18 protein-coding genes are annotated in these 18,565 nt (G+C 62.6%); 6 read left to right on the top strand and 12 right to left on the bottom strand.

Annotation, left to right across the window (positions count from 1 at the left end; genetic code table 11):
- Window positions 1-69: 69 nt before the first annotated feature.
- Window positions 70-1,089 (top strand): AbrB family transcriptional regulator, encoded by a 1,020-nt coding sequence (locus tag AC1RBR_RS16325; RefSeq protein ID WP_492565545.1) that lies wholly within the window; start codon window positions 70-72, stop codon window positions 1,087-1,089.
- Here the strand turns inward: AC1RBR_RS16325 and AC1RBR_RS16320 are convergent, their stop codons facing one another.
- From AC1RBR_RS16320 to AC1RBR_RS16310, 3 genes are read right to left on the bottom strand one after another with little or no spacing between them, the layout of a single operon-like run.
- Window positions 1,090-2,109 (bottom strand): DUF2955 domain-containing protein, encoded by a 1,020-nt coding sequence (locus tag AC1RBR_RS16320; protein ID WP_492565544.1) that lies wholly within the window; start codon window positions 2,107-2,109, stop codon window positions 1,090-1,092. It lies immediately after the preceding gene.
- Window positions 2,099-3,214 (bottom strand): HlyD family secretion protein, encoded by a 1,116-nt coding sequence (locus AC1RBR_RS16315; protein WP_492565543.1) that lies wholly within the window; start codon window positions 3,212-3,214, stop codon window positions 2,099-2,101. The genes AC1RBR_RS16320 and AC1RBR_RS16315 overlap by 11 nt, the downstream gene beginning before the upstream one ends.
- Window positions 3,207-4,760: a TolC family protein gene (locus AC1RBR_RS16310; RefSeq protein WP_492565541.1), complete on the bottom strand. Its 1,554-nt coding sequence runs from the start codon at window positions 4,758-4,760 to the stop codon at window positions 3,207-3,209. The genes AC1RBR_RS16315 and AC1RBR_RS16310 overlap by 8 nt, the downstream gene beginning before the upstream one ends.
- A gap of 130 nt (window positions 4,761-4,890) precedes the next feature.
- Here AC1RBR_RS16310 and AC1RBR_RS16305 point away from each other — a divergent pair, with 130 nt between their 5' ends.
- A complete protein-coding gene (locus AC1RBR_RS16305) occupies window positions 4,891-5,409 on the top strand; it encodes a transporter suffix domain-containing protein (RefSeq protein ID WP_095136561.1) in 519 nt (172 codons plus the stop codon).
- 89 nt (window positions 5,410-5,498) lie between these two features.
- On the opposite strand, the gene AC1RBR_RS16300 is transcribed toward AC1RBR_RS16305, so the two are convergent.
- Window positions 5,499-6,275, bottom strand: coding sequence for an NAD(P)H-dependent oxidoreductase (locus AC1RBR_RS16300; RefSeq protein WP_115985058.1), 777 nt, complete (start codon window positions 6,273-6,275; stop codon window positions 5,499-5,501).
- Window positions 6,276-6,359: 84 nt separating this feature from the next.
- Here AC1RBR_RS16300 and AC1RBR_RS16295 point away from each other — a divergent pair, with 84 nt between their 5' ends.
- On the top strand, window positions 6,360-7,253 hold the full coding sequence (locus tag AC1RBR_RS16295; protein ID WP_492565539.1) for a LysR family transcriptional regulator: 894 nt from the start codon (window positions 6,360-6,362) through the stop codon (window positions 7,251-7,253).
- Window positions 7,254-7,504: 251 nt separating this feature from the next.
- Window positions 7,505-8,290 (top strand): DeoR/GlpR family DNA-binding transcription regulator, encoded by a 786-nt coding sequence (locus AC1RBR_RS16290; protein WP_346651401.1) that lies wholly within the window; start codon window positions 7,505-7,507, stop codon window positions 8,288-8,290.
- A 105-nt stretch (window positions 8,291-8,395) separates the two neighbouring features.
- Here the strand turns inward: AC1RBR_RS16290 and AC1RBR_RS16285 are convergent, their stop codons facing one another.
- From AC1RBR_RS16285 to AC1RBR_RS16250, 8 genes are all read right to left on the bottom strand, one after another.
- A complete protein-coding gene (locus AC1RBR_RS16285) occupies window positions 8,396-9,679 on the bottom strand; it encodes an NAD(P)/FAD-dependent oxidoreductase (protein ID WP_481394674.1) in 1,284 nt (427 codons plus the stop codon).
- Window positions 9,680-9,827: 148 nt separating this feature from the next.
- The gene (locus AC1RBR_RS16280) at window positions 9,828-11,192 is read right to left on the bottom strand and encodes a glutamine synthetase family protein (RefSeq protein WP_492565536.1); all 1,365 of its coding nucleotides are present in this window, start codon (window positions 11,190-11,192) and stop codon (window positions 9,828-9,830) included.
- A gap of 528 nt (window positions 11,193-11,720) precedes the next feature.
- Window positions 11,721-13,064 carry a chromate efflux transporter gene (gene chrA, locus AC1RBR_RS16275; protein ID WP_492565535.1) on the bottom strand — a complete coding sequence of 448 codons (1,344 nt, stop codon included), beginning with the start codon at window positions 13,062-13,064 and terminating at the stop codon, window positions 11,721-11,723.
- Window positions 13,065-13,304: 240 nt separating this feature from the next.
- A complete protein-coding gene (moaE, locus tag AC1RBR_RS16270; protein WP_047601716.1) occupies window positions 13,305-13,766 on the bottom strand; it encodes a molybdopterin synthase catalytic subunit MoaE in 462 nt (153 codons plus the stop codon).
- 2 nt (window positions 13,767-13,768) lie between these two features.
- Entirely contained in the window at window positions 13,769-14,020 is a 252-nt protein-coding gene (locus AC1RBR_RS16265) for a MoaD/ThiS family protein (protein WP_095136553.1), read from the bottom strand.
- Window positions 14,017-14,502: a cyclic pyranopterin monophosphate synthase MoaC gene (moaC, locus tag AC1RBR_RS16260; RefSeq protein WP_145595365.1), complete on the bottom strand. Its 486-nt coding sequence runs from the start codon at window positions 14,500-14,502 to the stop codon at window positions 14,017-14,019. The genes AC1RBR_RS16265 and moaC overlap by 4 nt, the downstream gene beginning before the upstream one ends.
- Complete coding sequence (gene fdhD / locus AC1RBR_RS16255) at window positions 14,499-15,332, bottom strand: formate dehydrogenase accessory sulfurtransferase FdhD (RefSeq protein WP_492565533.1); 834 nt, start codon at window positions 15,330-15,332, stop codon at window positions 14,499-14,501. The genes moaC and fdhD overlap by 4 nt, the downstream gene beginning before the upstream one ends.
- 244 nt (window positions 15,333-15,576) lie before the next feature.
- Window positions 15,577-16,476 carry a LysR family transcriptional regulator gene (locus AC1RBR_RS16250; RefSeq protein ID WP_095136550.1) on the bottom strand — a complete coding sequence of 300 codons (900 nt, stop codon included), beginning with the start codon at window positions 16,474-16,476 and terminating at the stop codon, window positions 15,577-15,579.
- Between the two features lie 285 nt (window positions 16,477-16,761).
- Here AC1RBR_RS16250 and moaB point away from each other — a divergent pair, with 285 nt between their 5' ends.
- Together moaB and AC1RBR_RS16240 are read left to right on the top strand one after the other, a co-directional pair.
- On the top strand, window positions 16,762-17,301 hold the full coding sequence (moaB, locus tag AC1RBR_RS16245; protein ID WP_145595369.1) for a molybdenum cofactor biosynthesis protein B: 540 nt from the start codon (window positions 16,762-16,764) through the stop codon (window positions 17,299-17,301).
- The gene (locus AC1RBR_RS16240; protein ID WP_492567249.1) at window positions 17,298-18,503 is read left to right on the top strand and encodes a molybdopterin molybdotransferase MoeA; all 1,206 of its coding nucleotides are present in this window, start codon (window positions 17,298-17,300) and stop codon (window positions 18,501-18,503) included. The genes moaB and AC1RBR_RS16240 overlap by 4 nt, the downstream gene beginning before the upstream one ends.
- Window positions 18,504-18,565: the final 62 nt, after the last annotated feature.

Below are 18,565 nucleotides of genomic sequence, written 5' to 3'. Positions count from 1 at the left end.
TCGCAGCCTGCGGCAGCTCCTACAGGGGATTGATGTCGGGTCAGTTGAATAGCCAGGAAGGCGAAGAATATGAAATCGATTCTGTGTTTGTTGATCGCGGCCGCTGTTGGTGTTGCGCTGCAGGTCAGCGGTGTTCCTCATGGCCTCTTGCTGGGGGCGATCCTCGTCACCGCATTGGTCACCACGCGCAGCGGTTTTGCCCCCGCAACCCCTTATGGTCTGGGCTACATCCAGGTCACACTGGGCATTGCCACCGGGTTGATGTTTGAAGCGTGGGACAGTGCGACGGCGTCGGCGATGTTGCCAAGCCTTGGCGTGTTGCTACTGTGTCTGACGGTGCAGATCGCCCTCGCCGGATGGTGGCTGACTCGCGGCGCGGGATGGAATCGCACCGATGCGCTACTCGCGGTGTACCCCGGCGCACTGGCGGCAGTGTTCGATTTGCTGGAGTCGGAAAAGGCCTCGAGCAAGGTCATCATCGTGCACCTGATGCGCTTGTTGCTGATCACGGTGCTGGTGAGCTTTTTGATTCCCGGGCAAGCCTCGTTGACAGTGGTTGAAAGCGCTCCGTTGAGCACGGGTATGGCGTTGACCGTATTCGTTCTGATTGGCCTGAGCGTGGTGCTCGGGCGCTTGCTGCTGGTGATCGGCGTGCCTGCGCCATTCATGTTGACGGCGATTCTGCTCACTGCCGTGTTTGTGAAATCGGGATGGCTGCACGGCTTTCACATGCCGGACTGGAGCCTGAACCTGGCGGCGCTGATTCTCGGCGTGCGGATCGGCTCGCGCTTTCAGGGACTCGGCCTTGCGGAGCTGGGGCGGCACGGGCGGACGGCGTTGGTGTCGGTGGGGCTGATGATCGTGGTGGCGGCGGCATTTGCCGAAGTGGCGGCGCGCTGGCTGGGCAGTGATCCGCTGTCGCTGTGGCTGGCGTACATGCCGGGGGCGATCGAGACGATTGCGATTGTCGCGTTTGCCGGCGCGCTGAATGTGGTGTTCATCCTCACTCACCACTTGGCGCGGATGGTGCTGCTGCACTTTGCGCCGGCGTTGTTGGTGCAGATGCGGCGAGTACGGGAACAAAGCTGATTACGCGTTGACGCCGGACCGGTGCGCGACCAGCACATGCATCATCAACGTGCCGTACAGCGTCACCAGAATGAACAACCCCATGCGCACCGCAAATGCGCTGTAGACGTCCTTGCCCGCTGCGCTATCTTCCACCGATTGGCCGAGCAGGATAATCATGGTGATCAGGGTGTTGAGCCAGAACCCCGGGGTGAGTTGTGTCGGGTGCATCCGATAGAGTTTGCGCGCCACCAACAGCCCGAACAGCAGCATCCACAAAAAGAACATCCACAGGTGTACGAACAGGCTCAACGCACACCAGAACAGCACCGCCAGCAGTCCGCCGAGCAAGGTCGAGCCGAGCAGTTCGCGCCCGGCATGGTGGGTGCGGGTGGTGGTGCTTTGCTGGCCGAGGCTGACGGCTTTGAGGATGATCGGCAGGTAGCTGGCGGGGTCGATCAGCACCAGCAGGAAGGTAGGCAGCACGATCAGCGTTGCGCGCAACGCTACGCGGGGCACGTCTTCGGCGGGCAGGGCGGGGGCGGGTGGGGGCGCGGGGCTGTTGGCCGGTTCCGGGAACAGGACGTGGCTCAGGCCAACGATGACGACGGCCAGTAACAGGCCTTTGACCAGTGCGCCGATCACCGCCATCGCCAGCTCGAATGAGGCGAAGCCGGCGGCAGAGATCATGGTCATGCCGATCACCAGGAACGTCATGATCAGCACGTTGCCGCCGCGCAAACCGTAGGTGAACACCAGAAACAGCCCAACACCGATCAGCAGCACGCCGCACACCGGGTAATACCGCAGCAACGGCACCAGCAACAGTCCGAGACTGGTGGTAAACGCGGCGACCAAAGTCAGTACCAGCGCCATTTTGACTGGCAACGGCCGCGGCATGCTGGCGAGCAGCAACACCGCGAGCACCGGCGACAGAAACGATAGTGGCAAGGCGAAACCGTAACTGGCAGCGGTGCACAGCGCCGTGCCGAACGCCAGACGCAAGGCCCGTTGCGCCGGCACGCTGCGCTCAGTAGGCATACGACAGCCAGCTCATCAACCAGACAAACACCCGCCCGAGTGGGTTGAGCAGATTGCCCTCGGTGGGGAAGGCCATGACTTCCGCCTGCCCACCGGCGCGGATCGCGCGACTGTCGATCAGACGCTTTTTCGCCTCGTCGCTGAACTCGATGATCACCGGAAAACGTTGCGCCGGGCGCAGCCAGTCGCGACTGTTCTGAATGCTTGGCAAGGTGCCGGGCGCAGGCGTGTGGCCGACGCTCACGCCATAGCCGACGCTGCGCACGCGGCCGTCGAGGACTTCGCCGGGCAGCGCGTCGAGGACGATCGCCACCGGGGTGCCGGGTTGCACGCGGCCGAGGTTGTTCTCGGTGAGGTCGGCGCTGACCCAGACGTCCTGGATCGTGATCAGTGTCATCACCGGACTGCCGGCAGCCGCGAACTGGCCGACGTCGGTGCGCAGGTCGGTGATCAGTCCCGCCCGCGCACCGATGCGGGTGTTGGCCAGATCGAGTTCAGCCTTGGCCAGCGTGGCGGCGGCGCTGAGCAGTTTGGCGTTGGTGTCGGTATTGCCGCCTTCCTGTTCCTGGGCACGCAGCACTTCGGCCCGGGCGGCGGCGACCTTGCTGACCGCCGCTGTATGGTTGGCCCGGGACACTTCAAGAAGTCGTACGGACACCGTGCCCGGATCTTCTTTGTACAAGCCTTCAAGCCGGCGATTGTCCTGGCGCGCCTTGAGTTCATCGGCTTGGGCTGCGCGCAGCGACGCCTGGGCCGAAGCGATGCCTGCGGTGCTGGCGCCAACTGTGCGACGGGTGTTTTCCAGATCGGCGCGGGCGCGGTCGACGGCAATCTGCAGCGGCTGCGGATCGAGTTCAAACAGGATGTCGCCAGCCTTCACGTCCTGATTGTTGCGCACGTTGACCTTGATCACCCGTCCCGCGACTTCCGCCGCCACCGGAATCACGAATGCACCGACCCGCGCCTGCTGGGTGTAGGGCGTGTAGCGGTCGGCCAGCAGGTACCACGCCAGGCTCAGCACGATCAACAGCAGCACCCAGCGGATGCCTTTTTTTGCCGGGTCAGGTTGAACCGGGGCGGGCGCGGGAGGCGTGGCGTCAGTCATGGCGGCTTACCTGCGGTGGAAGGGAATACGCCGGTGGGGCGGGCGGTGCGGTAAGCAAGTCGCCCCAGTGGGTGCGCTGCTGCATCTGGTGTCGGGTGGGCTCATCGACTTGGGGTGCATTGCTTTGCCAGCCGCCACCGAGGGCCTTGTACAGGGCGATCAGGTTGCTCACCGCGTCGCTGCGGCTGACCAGATAGTTGTCTTGCAGCTCCAGCAGCGCACGCTGGGCGTCGAGCACCCGTTGAAAGTCCGAATAGCCTTCGCGGTATTGCGTGTTGGCCAGCACCAGCGAACGCCGCGCCGCGCCTTCGGCCTCGCGCAGAATGCGTTCGCGCTGCAGCGCTTTGCTCAGCCCGCTGGCGGCATCGTCGGCCTCGCGCGCGGCTTGGCGCACCTTGTCGCGGTAGGCTTCGATCAGTTGCTGCAGACGCGCGTCCTGCACGCGGATGTTGTTGCGGATCCGCCCGTAATCGAAGAGGTTCCAGCGCAAGCTCGGGCCGCCGATCAGGTCGAGGCTGCGCGGGGTGGCGCTGAGGGTGTCGGTGGACCAGACGATGCTGCCGAGCAAGGTCAGCGACGGGTACAGATCGGTTTCGGCGACCCCGACCAGCGCTGATTGCGCAGCCACGTTCAGTTCTGCCGCCCGTACATCGGGGCGGCGCAGCAACAGGTTGGCCGGGACGTCTTGCAACACCGCGCGATCAACCAGCGGAATCAACCCCGTTTGCTCAGCCAGCAGCGCCGCGCCACCGGGCGGCTGACCGACCAGCACCGCCAGCGCGTTGCGCGTGCGCAGCACCTGATCTTCGAACACCGGAATGCTGCTCAGCGTGCCCAGGTACTGGGTTTTCGCCTGTTGCAGATCGAGTTCGGCGGTCTGGCCGCTGTTGAACAGTTTTTCGGTGATCTCGAAATTGCGTTTCTGCTGGGCGGCGTTTTCCCGGGCGACCCGCAGCCGCGCTTCGGTGGTACGCAACAGAAAATAGGTGTCGGCGACTTGCGCGCGCAGCAACACCAGAGCGTCTTCGTAGTTGGCCTGGGCGGCGAAGTAACTGGCATCGGACGACTCGATGGCGCGGCTGAAACGGCCCCAGAAATCCAGCTCCCAGCCGACATCGAACGCTGCGCTGTGTTGCCAGAATTGGCGGTTCTGCGGGTTGTTGCCACCGGACTGATGTCGGTCGACGTAAAGGCTGTCGACGCCCAGCTGCTGCAGTTGCGGATAGCGGGCGCTTTCGGCGATGCCCAGTTGTGCGCGGGCCTCGAGCACCCGCAGCCCGGCGATTTTCAGGCTGCTGTTGTGCGCATCGGCTTCGGCGATCAGGCGGTCGAGCACCGGGTCGGCGAACACGTGCCACCACTGGCGCAGGTCCGGTTGGTCGGCGCGTTCACTGGCCGGCTCCAGCGCGGCGCTGTTCCACTGCTTGCTCCAGGCCTCGCCCGGCGGCTGGAAGTCCGGCCCCAGACGTACGCAACCGCTCAAACTCAAGGCGCCGAGCAACAACAGGTGGCCGGGCCGCGTCAGCAGGGCGGTGGTTGCAGGCATTGCGCGTGTCCCGGGTCGCAAATATCACTGGAGCATAGACGGCAGATGGCGGGTTGATCGGGCGATTCTGCTGCTACGCTTTTCAAGCGCTCCTCAACCCCCCGCGCCCTCGATCAAAAGGTACGAAACCATGGACACCTCACAGGATTCGGTTGTACCGAGCACCCCTGCCACCTGGCGCTTCAAGGCCGGCGTGGCAATCATTTGCGTGATGCTCGGCTCGTGGCTGATGGTGCCACTGGCGGCCAGCCTCGATGTACCCGGCTCGAAAGTCGCGGCGCTGACCGGGGTGCTGTTTATCAGCAACAAGGTGCTGTTGCTGTTGGTGATCGCGGTGATGGGCAAGGCCGGGTTTGCCGAACTCAAGCGCAAGATCGGCAGTTATGTGTCGGGAATCATTCCGACACCGGTCGATCAGGTCGGGCCGATGCGGCACCGGATCGGCGTGGTGATGTTCTGGCTGCCGCTGGTGACGGCGTTTCTGGAACCGTATTTCGATAATTTCTGGCCGGGATTGCGCCCCAATCTTTGGCAGCTGCAACTGCTTGGCGACCTGATGTTCATCGGCAGTTTCTTTGTGCTCGGCGGCAATTTCTGGGACAAGGCGCATGCGCTGTTCGTGCGCACGGCACGGGTGGTGTCTGTCTAAAAGCAAAAGATCGCAGCCTTCGGCAGCTCCTACAGGGAAAGCCTGATTCCTGCGTAGGAGCTGCCGAAGGCTGCGATCTTTTCCAGGCATCAACGCAAATGCGCGGCGAAGCCTTCCTCACCCGGAGCGATATCATCCTTGAGCGTCAACGCCGGGATCTCGTAATCCCCGGCATTCTGCTGCCGATACGCAAGCGGCCGCGTACTCCACAACTCATCCAGACGCGTGCCTAGTGCCTCGCAGGTCTCGGCAAACCGCGCTTGATCCATGCGGCTGGCGCGATACACCAGGAAGGGCGGCACCACGTCGAAACCGGGGTAAAACAGCACGCCGTGCTGAATCGGAAACAGCAGATCATCAATCGGCCCGTTGATTCCGCGCGGGCTGTAGTGCGAATCCCAGCCTCCGGTGGTGACCAGCAGCATCGCGCGTTTGCCTTTCATCTTGCCTTCGCCGTAGCGCTCGCCCCAGCGCGCATCGGAGTGCTCGCCGACACCGTAGGCAAACCCGTAGGCATACACGCGCTCGACCCAGCCCTTGAGGATGGCCGGCATGGTGAACCACCACAGCGGGAACTGCAGGATCAGCGCGTCGGCCCACAATAGTTTTTCCTGCTCGCGGGCGATGTCGGCCGACTGCCGGCCCTGTTGGTAAGCCAGTTTTGAATCAATGGAGGCATGGAATGGCCGGCTTTCATCGCGACCGGGGGCGTCATCGGCGTCGATCGTGGTTTTCCAGTTCATCGCATACAGGTCGGAGACCTGCACGGTGTGGCCGGCGGCTTGCAGACGCTGGACGGTGAAGTCCCTGAGCGAGCCGTTGAGCGAAGTGGGTTCGGGGTGGGCGTAGACCAGTAGCACATTCATGTGGCAACTCCTTGGTTGAATGCAGGCAGGATCAATCCTTGATCGGTATATTGGAAATGAATGTCTGATATGTCAGGTATAGCCATGAATAATTTAAGACGTCTGGATATCAACTTGCTGTTGACCCTAGACGTGTTGTTGGCAGAACACAACGTAACCCGCGCCGCAGAGCGGTTGAGCCTGTCGCAGCCGTCGGTGAGCGTGCACTTGGCCAAGCTGCGTGAGATCTTCGGCGATCCGCTGTTGCTGCCCGGGCCACGGGGCATGCGCCCGACTGCGCGAGCCGATGAACTGCGCGAGCCGTTGCGCGAGGCGCTGGAAGCACTGGAACGCGCGGTGGCCCCGGCCAGTGCCTTCGATCCGGCGCAGGCCAGGCATGTCTGGAAAGTCGCGGCGACGGATTACGGCGAATCGACGGTGGTGCTGCCAGCCCTTAGTGGTTTGCGCCTTCAGGCGCCGGGCACGCGGTTGGCAGTGCTCGATCTGATGCCGGCGCAGTTGGCCAGGCAAGCGGAGCAGGGCGTGTTTGACCTGGCGCTGCACATCACCGAAGAGGCGCCGCTGGATCTGCATCAACGGGTGCTGTTCACCGAGCATTACGTGTTGGCCGGGCGTGTCGGGCATCCGGGGTTGAAGCGTAGACCGACGCGCGAACAGTTCTGCGCGCTGGAACACGTGATGGTATCGCGCGAGGGCGGGGGCTTTTTCGGGGTGACCGACAAGGCGCTGGCCGACGTCGGCTTGTCACGCAAAGTGGTGCTGTCGGTGCCGCACTTTCTGATGGTGATGTCGGTGCTGGCGAGTACCGATCTGGTGGCGATGCTGCCGTCACGCTTGGTTCGCGACAACCCGGCGTTGCAGGTGGTCGATGCGCCGTTGCAAGTGCCGGGCTACGAAATGGCGATGTTCTGGGGCGAGCGCGCGCACCGCGACCCGGCACACAAATGGCTTCGCGAGCATCTGGCGGCGTCGGTGTGACGTATCAGGCGTGGCCCAGCGCAATCGCAAAAGACACCACGATCATGCACGCAAACGCAAAATTGAGATTCATCAGCTGTTCATCCTGAGCCTTTTTAAAGTGAGGCCATTCTGAACAGGCTGAATGCAAAGAAAAAATTCGGCATGTTGATTCCAATGATCGAAACAATTGATAGCCGCCGGTTTGTGTTTGCCCGAGGCTTTCGCTAGTCTCGGCAAACCTGCAACTACAAGCACAAACAGGCAAAAACATGCATGATCATTCGGTCACCGAACTCCCGTCCCTGCGCCGGCAGAAAATCCTCCTGATCCTCGAACGCGACGGCAAGGTCATGGCCTCGGAGTTGAGCCAGCACTTCGCCGTGTCCGAAGACACCATTCGCCGCGACCTCGCCGAGCTGGACCACGCCGGGCTGGTGCAGCGCGTGCATGGCGGGGCGCTGCCAAGGCCCAAGGACAGCGGCAAGGATTACTTCACCCGGCTGGATGAGACTGATGAGGTGAAGGTGCGTCTGGCGCAGTTGGCGGCGCAAAAGGTCGAGGATGGGCAGATTGTGCTGTTCGATTCCGGCTCGACCGCGTTGCAGGTGGCGCGCTCGTTGCGCGCGGACATCCAGATCACTGCGGTAACCGCCGCGCCGATGACAGCGATTGCCTTGTCCGAATACAAGGGCGTGAAAGTGATTCTGGCCGGTGGGCAACTGAACCCGCGCACGATGTCGGCCAGTGGACACGAGGCGGTGCGCATGCTGGCCGGGATCAAGGCCGATCTGGCGTTTACCGGGGTCTGTGCGATTCACCCGGAGGTGGGTATCACCTCGTTGCACTTCGACGAAGTGCCGGTGAAGCAGGCGCTGCTCGACAGCGCGGCGCGGGTGATTGCGGTGACCACCGCGGACAAGCTGGGGGCGGTGGAGCCGTTTGTGGTGGCGTCGTGCACGCGCCTGCATACGCTGATAACCGAGCGGCATCTGGCGTCGGGGAGTGTCGAGGATTATCGGCGGCTGGGGATTGTGGTGGAGCAGTTGCCGGACTGAGATTTTGTGCTGAGGCTGATGGCCTCATCGCGAGCAGGCTCACTCCTACAGTTGGAACGCGTTTCCCTTGTAGGAGTGAGCTTGCTCGCGAAGGGGCCAGTCCGATCAACGCAACTTTTCAAGCATCTGGTAATACCACATCCCCGCCGCCAACAACGGATTGCCCAGCCAATCCCCCATCGGTACCCGGATGTGTTGGCACTGCGCAAAGGTGTCGAACTGTTCCATCTGCCCGGTGATCGCGCGGCTCATGATTTCACCCATGATGTGCGTCGTCGCGATGCCGTGGCCCGAGTAGCCCTGGCAATACCAGACATTGTCCGAGAGCTTGCCCAGTTGCGGGATGCGGTTGATCACGATGCCCATCGCGCAACTCCACTGGTAGTCGATCTGCACCCCTTTGAGCGCCGGGAAGGTCTGCTCGATACATGGGCGCAGTTCGGCGGCGATGTCCCGTGAATCCTTGCCGCTGTAGTTGGCGCCGCCACCGAATAGCAGGCGACCGTCAGCCGTGAGGCGGTAGTAGTCGAGAACGAAACGGCAGTCGTACACCGCGAGGTCTTCGGGGTTGATCTGCCGCGCCAGATCACCCAGCGGCGCGGTGGTGACGATGCCACCCATGGCCGGGAAAATCTTGCCTTTGAGCTGGCCCGGTTCGAGTTTGTGATAAACGTCACCGGCGAGCATCACCTGATTGGCATCGATCTGGCCGTGTGCGGTGCGCACACCCGGGCTCTTGCCGTGAATGATCTCCAGCACTTCACTGTTTTCGAAGATCAAGGCGCCGAGGCTTTGCGCCGCCCGCGCTTCGCCGATGCACAGGTTGAGCGGGTGCAGGTGCATGTTGCGGGTGTTCTTGATCGCGCCGTGGTAGAGGTCGCTTTGCAGCAGGTCGCGCACTTGGCTGCGGTCGAGCAGACTGACTTCATCGCCCAGGCCGCGACGCACGGCTTCGTCGTAATCGTTGCGCAAACCGTCCATGTGGCTCGGCTTATAGGCGGCGTGCAGATGGCCGTGTTTGAGGTCGCACTGGATGCCGTACTTCTCGACCCGCTGCTGGATAATTTCATGCCCGCGCCAGCGCAGGTGCCAGATGAAATCGTCGACTTCATCGCCGAGCTTCGGGCGCATCTGTTTGCGCATCGCGCCGTCGCCAGAGAGGCTGCCGGTGACTTGTCCGCCATTGCGTCCGGTGGCGCCCCAGCCGATCTTGTGGCTCTCGACGATGGCGACTTTCAGGCCTTTTTCGGCGAGTTCGACGGCGGTGGCGACGCCAGTGAAACCGCCGCCGATGATCACCACATCAACCTGGTGCCGGCCCTGCAGGGTCGGGTAGTCGGTGTCCTGGTTGAGGGTGGCGGTGTAGTAGGAATTGCAGCGTTGGGTCATGTCGGTGTCCACACAAAATTCTTCGGTTGTACGCGGTCCCCTGTAGGAGTGAGCCTGCTCGCGATGAGGCCATGTCAGACACATTATTGCTGAATGACACACCGCTATCGCGAGCAGGCTCACTCCTACAGGGGTTAGTGGTGAGGCTTCAGGCTTCGGTCAGATACCAACGCCAATCCTGCTCACCCACCTCGGCCATGAACTGCCGGTACTCGGCACGCTTCACCGCCAGATACACCCCGAGAAATTCCTGCCCCAGGGCATCCCGTGCCCACACCGAATTCTCCAGTGCTTGCAGCGACGTCAGCCAGTCGGTAGGCAGCAGTTCCTTGGCCTGCGCATAGCCGTTGCCCTCGACCGGCGCGCCCGGATCGAGGTTTTCACGAATCCCGCGATGGATCCCGGCGAGGATCGCTGCCGCCGCCAGATACGGGTTGGCGTCGGCGCCGCAGATGCGGTGTTCGATATGCCGGGTATTGGCCGGACCGCCCGGTACGCGCAGGCTGACGGTGCGGTTGTCGACGCCCCAGGTCGGCGCCAATGGCGCATAGCTGTTGGCCTGAAAGCGGCGGTAGGAGTTGGCATTGGGACAGAACAGCAGCAGCGTATCGAGCAGCGAGGCGAGCATGCCGCCAATCGCGGTGCGCAGCAGCGGAGTGCCGGCCGGATCCTCGGCGGCGAACAGATTGCGCCCCTCGCCATCAGCAAGGCTGACGTGCATGTGCATGCCGGTGCCGGCCAGATCATCGAACGGCTTGGCCATGAACGTCGCTTGCATGCCGTGCTTGTGCGCCACCGCTTTGACCAGACGTTTGTAGCGCACCGCCTGATCCATCGCGACCAGTGCGTCGCCATGTTCGAGGGTGATTTCCACCTGGCCTGGCGCATATTCCGAGATCGCCGTGCGCGCCGGAATGCCGTGCAGTTTGCAGGCGCCGTAGAGGTCGGCGAGGAACGGTTCGATCTGCTCCAGTTCACGCAAACCGTAGACCTGGGTGTGTCGCGGTCGGCCCCCGTCGGCGTCCAGCGCCGGTTGCGGACGGCCGTTGTGATCGCGTTTGGCGTCGAGCAGGTAAAACTCCAGCTCGCACGCCATCACCGGGTGATAACCCTCGGCCTTGAGGCCGTTGATCACCTTGATCAACAGATGACGAGGGTCGGCGATGCTCGCCGGCAGGCCCTCGGTCGGGTGCATGCTGACCTGCACCGCCGCGGTCGGAATCTGCCGCCACGGCAGGCGCACCAGACTGCCTTCGAGCGGGTAGGCGCGGCAGTCGATGTCGCCGACGTCCCACACCAGCCCCGAGTTTTCCACGTCTTCGCCCTGCACGGTCAGACCGAGAATGGTGCTGGGCAGTGGGCGACCGCTTTCGTATACAGCGAGCAGTTCTTCGCGGTGCAGCAGCTTGCCGCGCGGCACGCCGTTGGCGTCGAGGATGAACAGCTCGATCATGTCGATATCGGGGTTCTGTTCCAGGAACAGGCGTGCGTCTTCGATGGCTGCGAATTTCATGGTCAATCACTCACGATGGCGCCGCACAGGCGCGCAGATTCGGGCCGGGCGCATTGAAGGCGTCCCGGCAGGGATATCAAATGGAGATCAGTCAGACGTGACACAGAACCTGTGGCGAGGGAGCTTGCTCCCGCTGAGGCGCGAAGCGGCTCTCGCTTTTTGATTCAAAGGCAGGGGACTACTACGCAACCCAGCGGGAGCAAGCTCCCTCACCACAATGGATCTTTTCTGACTGATAGAAATCAGCAGGCGATATCCGGCGGGCGTGCGGAGTGACGCAGCTTGGAGCGGCGCAGGGCCATGGGGAGATTGACGATGCGATTCATGCGCGGCCCCTGTGACAGAGGGCGCACACAGCGGAGACGTTCAACCTTTCTGGTTGTTGTGGTGACGTACTCATAACGCGTGTTTCCGTTGGCGGAAAACGTCGGTGGCGGGGCAGGCCCGCCGACCGGTGTGCCCGGATAGTAAGGGGCAATCCGCGGGCGTGTAAACCGCTGATTGCGCCCCTGCATCTTTGGCCGCCGCTCAGCGCAGCAGGTGCAAGCCCAGCCCGGCAAGGGCGCAAACGATCAACACTTCGATTACTCCACGCTTGAAAATAAACAGCGCCAGTGCGGCCAGCAGTGCCAGCCCGATCAAAAACAGATCCGCGTGCCCGGCAAAACCGTTGGGCCAGAACACGTGATAAGCGAAGAAACACGCCAAGTTCAGAATCACCCCGACCACCGCTGCGGTGATCGCAGTCAACGGTGCGGTGAACTTCAGTTCGTTGTGCGTTGATTCCACCAGCGGCCCGCCGGCGAGGATGAACAGGAACGAGGGCAGGAAGGTGAACCAGGTCACCAGCGTCGCCGCCAGTGCACCGGCGGCGAATGCATGTTCCGCACCGAACGCCGGCTGCACATAACCGCCGATGAAACCGACAAACGCCACCACCATGATCAGCGGCCCGGGCGTGGTTTCGCCGAGAGCCAGGCCATCGATCATCTGCGTCGGCGTCAGCCAGCCATAGTGCCCGACCGCGCCCTGATAGACGTATGGCAACACTGCGTAAGCACCGCCGAAGGTCAGCAATGCGGCCTTGGTGAAGAACCAGCCCATTTGCGTGAACGTACCGTCCCAGCCGAACAACGCGGTCAGCAGGCCCATCGGCAAACACCACAGCGCCGCGCCAACCAACAGCAAACGCCAGAGCTTGGGCAAGCTGAATCGCGCATGGTCAGGTGTCGGCGTGTCGTCATCGATCAGCGCCGGGCCGAAGGATTTGGCACTGCCGCGCTGCCCGCCATTGTCGAAGCGCTGCGGCGCCAGGCGTCCGCCGAAATAGCCGAGCAATGCGGCGCCGAGGACGATCAGCGGGAACGGCAGATTGAAGGCAAAAATCGCCACGAATGACGCCCCGGCGATCGCCCACAGCCAACTGTTTTTCAGCGCCCGCGAACCGATGCGATGCGCCGCGTGCAAGACGATCGCGGTCACCGCCGGTTTGATTCCGTAGAAAATTCCGGCCACCACCGGCACGTCACCGAACGCGATGTACAGCCATGACAGCGCAATCAGGATGAACAGCGACGGCAGCACGAACAGCGCCCCGGCAATCACCCCGCCCCAGGTACGATGCAGCAGCCAGCCAATGTAGGTCGCCAGTTGCTGCGCCTCGGGGCCGGGCAGCAACATGCAGTAGTTGAGCGCGTGCAGAAAGCGCCGCTCGGAGATCCAGCGCCGGCGCTCGACCAGTTCCTGATGCATGATCGCGATCTGTCCGGCCGGACCGCCGAAACCGATGCAGCCAAGCTTGAACCAGAAGCGCCAGGCCTGGCGCAGGGTGACGGGAGCGGGGCGGGGCAGGTTGTTGGGCGCTGTGCTCAAACGAAACTCCGGAGTTTAATCCTGGCGGAGTGGCTATCTAATCAGACTTTCAACCCTCACCCCAGCCCTCTCCCAGAGGGAGAGGGGGCCGACCGAGGTGTCTGGCGTTATCCATCGACCTGAGAGATCGAGTCGATTATGGATTCAGAACCAATCTTTCAATTCGGTGAATTTCTTCAATATCCCCCAATCAGTCCCCTCTCCCTCGGGGAGAGGGCTAGGGTGAGGGGCTCTTGATCTTCAGGCATGCGCCAGACTCCAGCGAAGCGCCGCATTCTGGTCACTCTCCCGCGCCTCGACCCAGTGCGAACCCTGCGCCGTGCTCTCACGCTTCCAGAACGGTGCACGAGTCTTGAGCACATCCATGATGAACGCACAGGCTTCGAACGCCATGTGCCGGTGCTTGCTGCTGACGCCAACAAACACGATCGGCTCGCTGACCGCCAGTGCGCCGACCCGATGCACAATCTCCACCCCCAGCAGCGGCCAGCGCTCGCGCGCCTCGTCGGCGATCTGTTCGAGGGCCTTTTCGGTCATGCCCGGATAATGTTCGAGGAACAGCTCGTTCACGCTCTGCCCGATGTTCAGATCGCGCACATAGCCGATGAAATTCACCACTGCGCCGACCCTTGGATTGCGCGCATGCAGGTCGGCGGTCAACTGGCCGACGTCGAAGCTTTTGTACTGGACTCGAACCGTCATGCTCAGCCCCCGGTGACCGGTGGGAAAAACGCGATCTCGTCGAAGTCTTCGATGGCCGCGCTCGGTTGGCACAGCTCCTGATTCAACGCGCACATCAGGTTGCCGGCGCCGAGCACTTCGCGCCATTCCTCGCCGCGAGCCATGAGCATTTGCCGTACGTCCTCGATGCAGGTCAGGTCGTCGCTCAGAGGGATTTTTTCCCCGCCCAGATTGAGGCGATCACGGTAGCTGGCGAAGTAGTTGATCAGGATCATTGCGCGTCCTCCCAGTGAAAGTGTCCGGAGCGGCCGCCCTGTTTGCTGAGCAGGCGGATGTCGCCGATGACCATGGCCCGGTCCACCGCTTTGCACATGTCGTAGATGGTCAGCGCCGCGACACTGGCGGCGGTCAGGGCCTCGAGTTCAACGCCGGTCTGGCCGGTCAGGCGGCAGGTGCTGGTGATCTGCACGCGGTCCGGTTCGCAGGCCTTGAGTTCAACGTGAATCGAGCTGAGCAACAGCGCGTGGCACAACGGGATCAGTTCGTGGGTGCGCTTGGCCGCCTGGATTCCGGCGATGCGCGCCACGGCGAAGACGTCGCCCTTGGGGTGACCGTTGGCCTGGATCATCTGCAGCGTTTCCGGGCGCATCTGCACCCAGGCTTGCGCCGTGGCTTCGCGGCGAGTCGCGGCTTTGTCGCTGACGTCGACCATGTTGGCGCGGCCCTGATCGTCGAGGTGGGTGAGGGTGTTGCTCATGGCATAAGCTCCTGGATCGGGCTGTAGATTCGGGGGGCGTTGCGGTGCGGCACGTGGATCAGATTGAGCCGATGCTTGAGCGCCCAGCGCACGGTCAACGCGGTGGGGGCGGACAGGCTGACGAGGGTGCCGAGGCGGGCGCGCACGGCTTTGTGGATCAGCTCCAGGCTGCAACGGCTGGTGACCATCACGAAACCCTGGCGCGCATCGACGTCAGCGATTTGCATCGCGCCGATCAGCTTGTCGAGGGCGTTGTGCCGGCCAATGTCTTCACGACACAACAGCGCCTCACCGCTGGCATCGAAGTACAGCGCCGCGTGCAGGGCGCCGCTGCTGCGGGCCAGTTGCTGGGCCTGTTCGATGCGTTGGCGGATGCCGTCGAAATGCGCGGCCGGCGGCAGGGCGCAGGGTTGCAGAATGTCCAGTTGCGGCAACGCCTGCTCCAGCGCCTCGACGCCGCAGATGCCGCAGCCGCTGGTGCCGGCCATTTGCCGACGATGATCTTTCAGTGCCCAGAAGGCCCGGCTGGAAATCTGCACCTCGGCCTGGCAGGCCTGATCGAAATGGCTCAGGCGGATGTCGTAGATCTCGTCGACGCTGTCGATGATCGCGTTGCTCAGGCTGAAGCCCCGGATAAAGTCTTCAAGGTTGCCGGGCGAGACCATCATCACCGCCTGGCTCAGGCCGTTGAAGGTGATCGCCAGGGCGATTTCCGCGGCCAGGGCGACGTGCGAAAGCGGGGCGTTCGGCAGGTATTCGCGAAACGCCACCTGTGACGGTTGCGGTGCGGGGGCGTTGGGTTCGGTGGTGGATTCGACGTGGCAGAGCATCTTGAAAAGTCCCGAAGCGCTGAAGTGGGTTCAGGCTACGGGGGTGTTAAAAGTGCGTCCAATCGCTTGTTCTGATCTGGTGATCGGGCTGGTCGATGACCGATTCACCTCGGGATTTTGTGTTGGTCGGACGGGCCTCTTCGCGAGCAAGCCCGCTCCCACCTTTGAAATGCATTCAACCTGTGGGAGCGGGCTTGCTCGCGAAGACGGTCTGACAGCCAGCATCAATGTCTGGAGAGGTCACTCAAGCAACCGGCAACTCAACCCCGAACAACTTGCGCGCCTCGGCAAAACACTTTTCCGCAATCGCCGAACGCGGCTCGGTCTTGCGCATCACCAGCCCCAGCGGCGCCAGCACGCTGGCATCCGGCAATTGCATGAACGACAGGTGTTCGATCGGCTCTTCCAGCCCGCTGTCCAGTGGCATGATCGAGCAGCAGAAACCCTGGTGAATCGCCTGCAGCAATTGATACGTCGAATCGCTTTCCAGGATCGGCTGCGGATTGAGCCCGCGACTGCGGAAGCTCAGGTCGATGGATTTGCGGTAATGCATGCCGGTGGTGATCATCCCCAGCGGCAGCTCGGCGGCGTCTTCCCAGCTCATTTCCGAGCCTTCGAAATGGAAGTGGCGGTTGTCGTAAAGCAGGCCGACGCGGGTTTCGCCGATCTCGAAAAAATCGAAATAGTTCGGGTTGACGTGGTCGAGGTAGCACACGCCCAGATCCAATTGGTTGTTGCCCAAACCGGCGATGATCTCGTCGGAACTCCCCGACGACAGGCTGAATTTCAGCTCGGGATAGGTCCCGGACAAACTCTGAATGTAATTGACCGGGTTGAAATTGCTCAGCGGCACCAGACCCAGGCGCAAGCTGCCGACCAGTTGCCCGCGGCAGGCCGCCGCTTCGGCGAACAGGCCGTCATGCGCGGCCAGCAGGGTGCGCGCCCAGGCCAGTACCCGTTCGCCGGCCTGGGTGAAACCCTCGAAGCGCTGACCGCGATTGACCAGCACCAGATCCAGCTCATCTTCCAGATTGCGCAGACGCATCGACAGGGTCGGCTGGGTGATGTGGCAGCGGGCGGCGGCCTGGCCGAAGTGTCGGGTTTCGTCCAGTGCGATCAGGAACTTGAGTTGTTTGATGTCCACGCAGGCACCTGCTCGTTGAGAAATTGGATTGAGTATTGACGCAGATGCGCGCAGCGCACGAAAAACGCGAGGTGCGACGATCTCACCTGCCTGTATCTGCGTCCAATCGGAAGAATTGAAAAGCCTATCGATCAGCTCTATCGCCCATGGTTTCAAAGGCGTTGGCCAAGGTCAACGGCACCGATAGAGCAGCTCGATAATGTGGTTGGCCAGAGTGATTAGACAGTACTCATAAGTGGCACTTAGGCTGCTTGGCAATCTGATTGACTACTGCCGGAGATTCCCATGAGTGCGAAAGCGGATGCCCTGTTTGTCCCCCTGAACATAGCCGTATTGACGGTCAGCGATACCCGCGATTATGCGAGCGACACGTCCGGCCAATTGCTGGTCAGCCGTCTGCTGGAGGCCGGGCACACCTTGAGTGAGCGCAACCTGCTCAAGGATGACCTGTACAAGATTCGCGCCCAGGTCGCGCAGTGGATTGCCGACGACAGCATTCAGGTGGTGCTGATCACCGGCGGCACTGGTTTCACCGGGCGCGACAGCACGCCGGAAGCGGTGGCCTGTCTGCTCGACAAGCAGATCGACGGGTTTGGCGAGTTGTTCCGCGCCATTTCGATTCTCGATATCGGCACCTCCACCGTGCAAAGCCGCGCGCTGGCCGGGCTGTCCAACGGCACGCTGGTGTGCTGCCTGCCGGGCTCCACCGGTGCCTGCCGTACCGCGTGGGAAGGCATCCTCGCCGAGCAACTGGATAATCGCCATCGCCCATGCAACTTCGTACCGCACCTCAAACCAGTCGCCGCCTGTGGGCCGCGCGGATGAGCAAGGCAGCGTTGATGCCGGTCGAGGACGCCCTCGACCAATTGCTGGGTATGGCCGGTGAGCAACGTCTGGCCGACAGCGAAACTCTGCCGCTGGACGAGGCGCGCGGGCGGGTGCTGGCCAGTGATCTGGTGGCGACACTCGACCTGCCGCCATGGCCGAACAGTGCCATGGACGGTTATGCGTTGAACCTGGCCGATCTGCATCGTCAGCCGCTGAAGGTGTCGCAGAGGGTCTACGCCGGTCTGGCACCGGACGCGCTATTGCCCGGCACCTGCGCGCGGATCTTTACCGGCGCACCGTTGCCACCTGGCGCTACCTGCGTCGAGATGCAGGAGAACGTCGAAGTGCTGGAGGACGGCCGCGTACGCTTTTTACAGCCGCTGAAAGCAGGGCAGAACATTCGTGCGCAGGGTCAGGAAAACCGCGTCGGCGACATCCTGCTGCGTGCCGGCAAGCGCCTCGGGCCGTTCGAACTGGCGGTCGCCGCCGGGCAGGGGTTGGCACAGTTGCACGTGGTGCGACGCCCGCGTGTGGCGCTGTTGTCGACCGGTGACGAACTGGTCGAGCCGGGCTTGCCGCTGCGTCCCGGCAGCATCTACAACAGCAACCGCGTGTTGCTCGGCCATTGGCTGCGCGAGCTGGGCTGCGAGGTGATCGACGCCGGGATCCTGCCGGATCGTCCGGCGCAGACGCGGCTCAAACTTGAGCAACTGCAAGTGGCGGCCGACTTGATTCTCACCACTGGTGGTGTGTCTGCCGGCGATGCCGATTGCCTCGGGCAGGTGCTGCGCGACAATGGAAAACCGCTGCTGTGGAAACTGGCGATCAAGCCTGGCAAGCCGCTGACCGTGGGGCATTTCGGCAGCGTGCCGGTGATTGGCCTGCCGGGCAATCCGACCTCGGCGCTGGTGACTTTCGGCCTGCTGGCGCGGCCGTATCTGCTGCGCATTCAAGGCGTGGAAGAGGTCATGCCGTTGAGCTTTACGGTGAGTGCCGGGTTCGCCTGGAACAAGGCTGGCAGCCGTCGAGAGTATCTGCGGGTGCGGCTGGAGGCTGGCAGTGCGGTGTTGTATCCGAACCAGAGTTCCGGCGTTTTGCTCGGTGCGACCTGGGCCGATGGGCTGGTGGAGGTGTCGGAAAACAGCACCCACGGCATTGGCGATCCGCTGCGTTTCATTCCCTTCAGTGAACTGTTCTGACAAATCAAGCCCGTGATGTTCATCCATTCTGCAGGTGTACTTCAAACCTGTAGGAGTGAGCC

The organism is Pseudomonas sp. GW823-FHT01D03 (assembly GCF_058798255.1).
Note: the sequence above shows the minus strand (reverse complement) of the source record. Positions and strands in the feature narration are given on the sequence as shown.

Coding starts and splice junctions, on each gene's coding strand:
- AC1RBR_RS16325 (WP_492565545.1), top strand. CDS start 70: ATGAAATCGATTCTGTGTTTGTTGATCGCGGCCGCTGTTGGTGTTGCG.
- AC1RBR_RS16320 (WP_492565544.1), bottom strand. CDS start 2,109: ATGCCTACTGAGCGCAGCGTGCCGGCGCAACGGGCCTTGCGTCTGGCG.
- AC1RBR_RS16315 (WP_492565543.1), bottom strand. CDS start 3,214: ATGACTGACGCCACGCCTCCCGCGCCCGCCCCGGTTCAACCTGACCCG.
- AC1RBR_RS16310 (WP_492565541.1), bottom strand. CDS start 4,760: ATGCCTGCAACCACCGCCCTGCTGACGCGGCCCGGCCACCTGTTGTTG.
- AC1RBR_RS16305 (WP_095136561.1), top strand. CDS start 4,891: ATGGACACCTCACAGGATTCGGTTGTACCGAGCACCCCTGCCACCTGG.
- AC1RBR_RS16300 (WP_115985058.1), bottom strand. CDS start 6,275: ATGAATGTGCTACTGGTCTACGCCCACCCCGAACCCACTTCGCTCAAC.
- AC1RBR_RS16295 (WP_492565539.1), top strand. CDS start 6,360: ATGAATAATTTAAGACGTCTGGATATCAACTTGCTGTTGACCCTAGAC.
- AC1RBR_RS16290 (WP_346651401.1), top strand. CDS start 7,505: ATGCATGATCATTCGGTCACCGAACTCCCGTCCCTGCGCCGGCAGAAA.
- AC1RBR_RS16285 (WP_481394674.1), bottom strand. CDS start 9,679: ATGACCCAACGCTGCAATTCCTACTACACCGCCACCCTCAACCAGGAC.
- AC1RBR_RS16280 (WP_492565536.1), bottom strand. CDS start 11,192: ATGAAATTCGCAGCCATCGAAGACGCACGCCTGTTCCTGGAACAGAAC.
- moaE (WP_047601716.1), bottom strand. CDS start 13,766: ATGACGGTTCGAGTCCAGTACAAAAGCTTCGACGTCGGCCAGTTGACC.
- AC1RBR_RS16265 (WP_095136553.1), bottom strand. CDS start 14,020: ATGATCCTGATCAACTACTTCGCCAGCTACCGTGATCGCCTCAATCTG.
- moaC (WP_145595365.1), bottom strand. CDS start 14,502: ATGAGCAACACCCTCACCCACCTCGACGATCAGGGCCGCGCCAACATG.
- fdhD (WP_492565533.1), bottom strand. CDS start 15,332: ATGCTCTGCCACGTCGAATCCACCACCGAACCCAACGCCCCCGCACCG.
- moaB (WP_145595369.1), top strand. CDS start 16,762: ATGAGTGCGAAAGCGGATGCCCTGTTTGTCCCCCTGAACATAGCCGTA.
- AC1RBR_RS16240 (WP_492567249.1), top strand. CDS start 17,298: ATGAGCAAGGCAGCGTTGATGCCGGTCGAGGACGCCCTCGACCAATTG.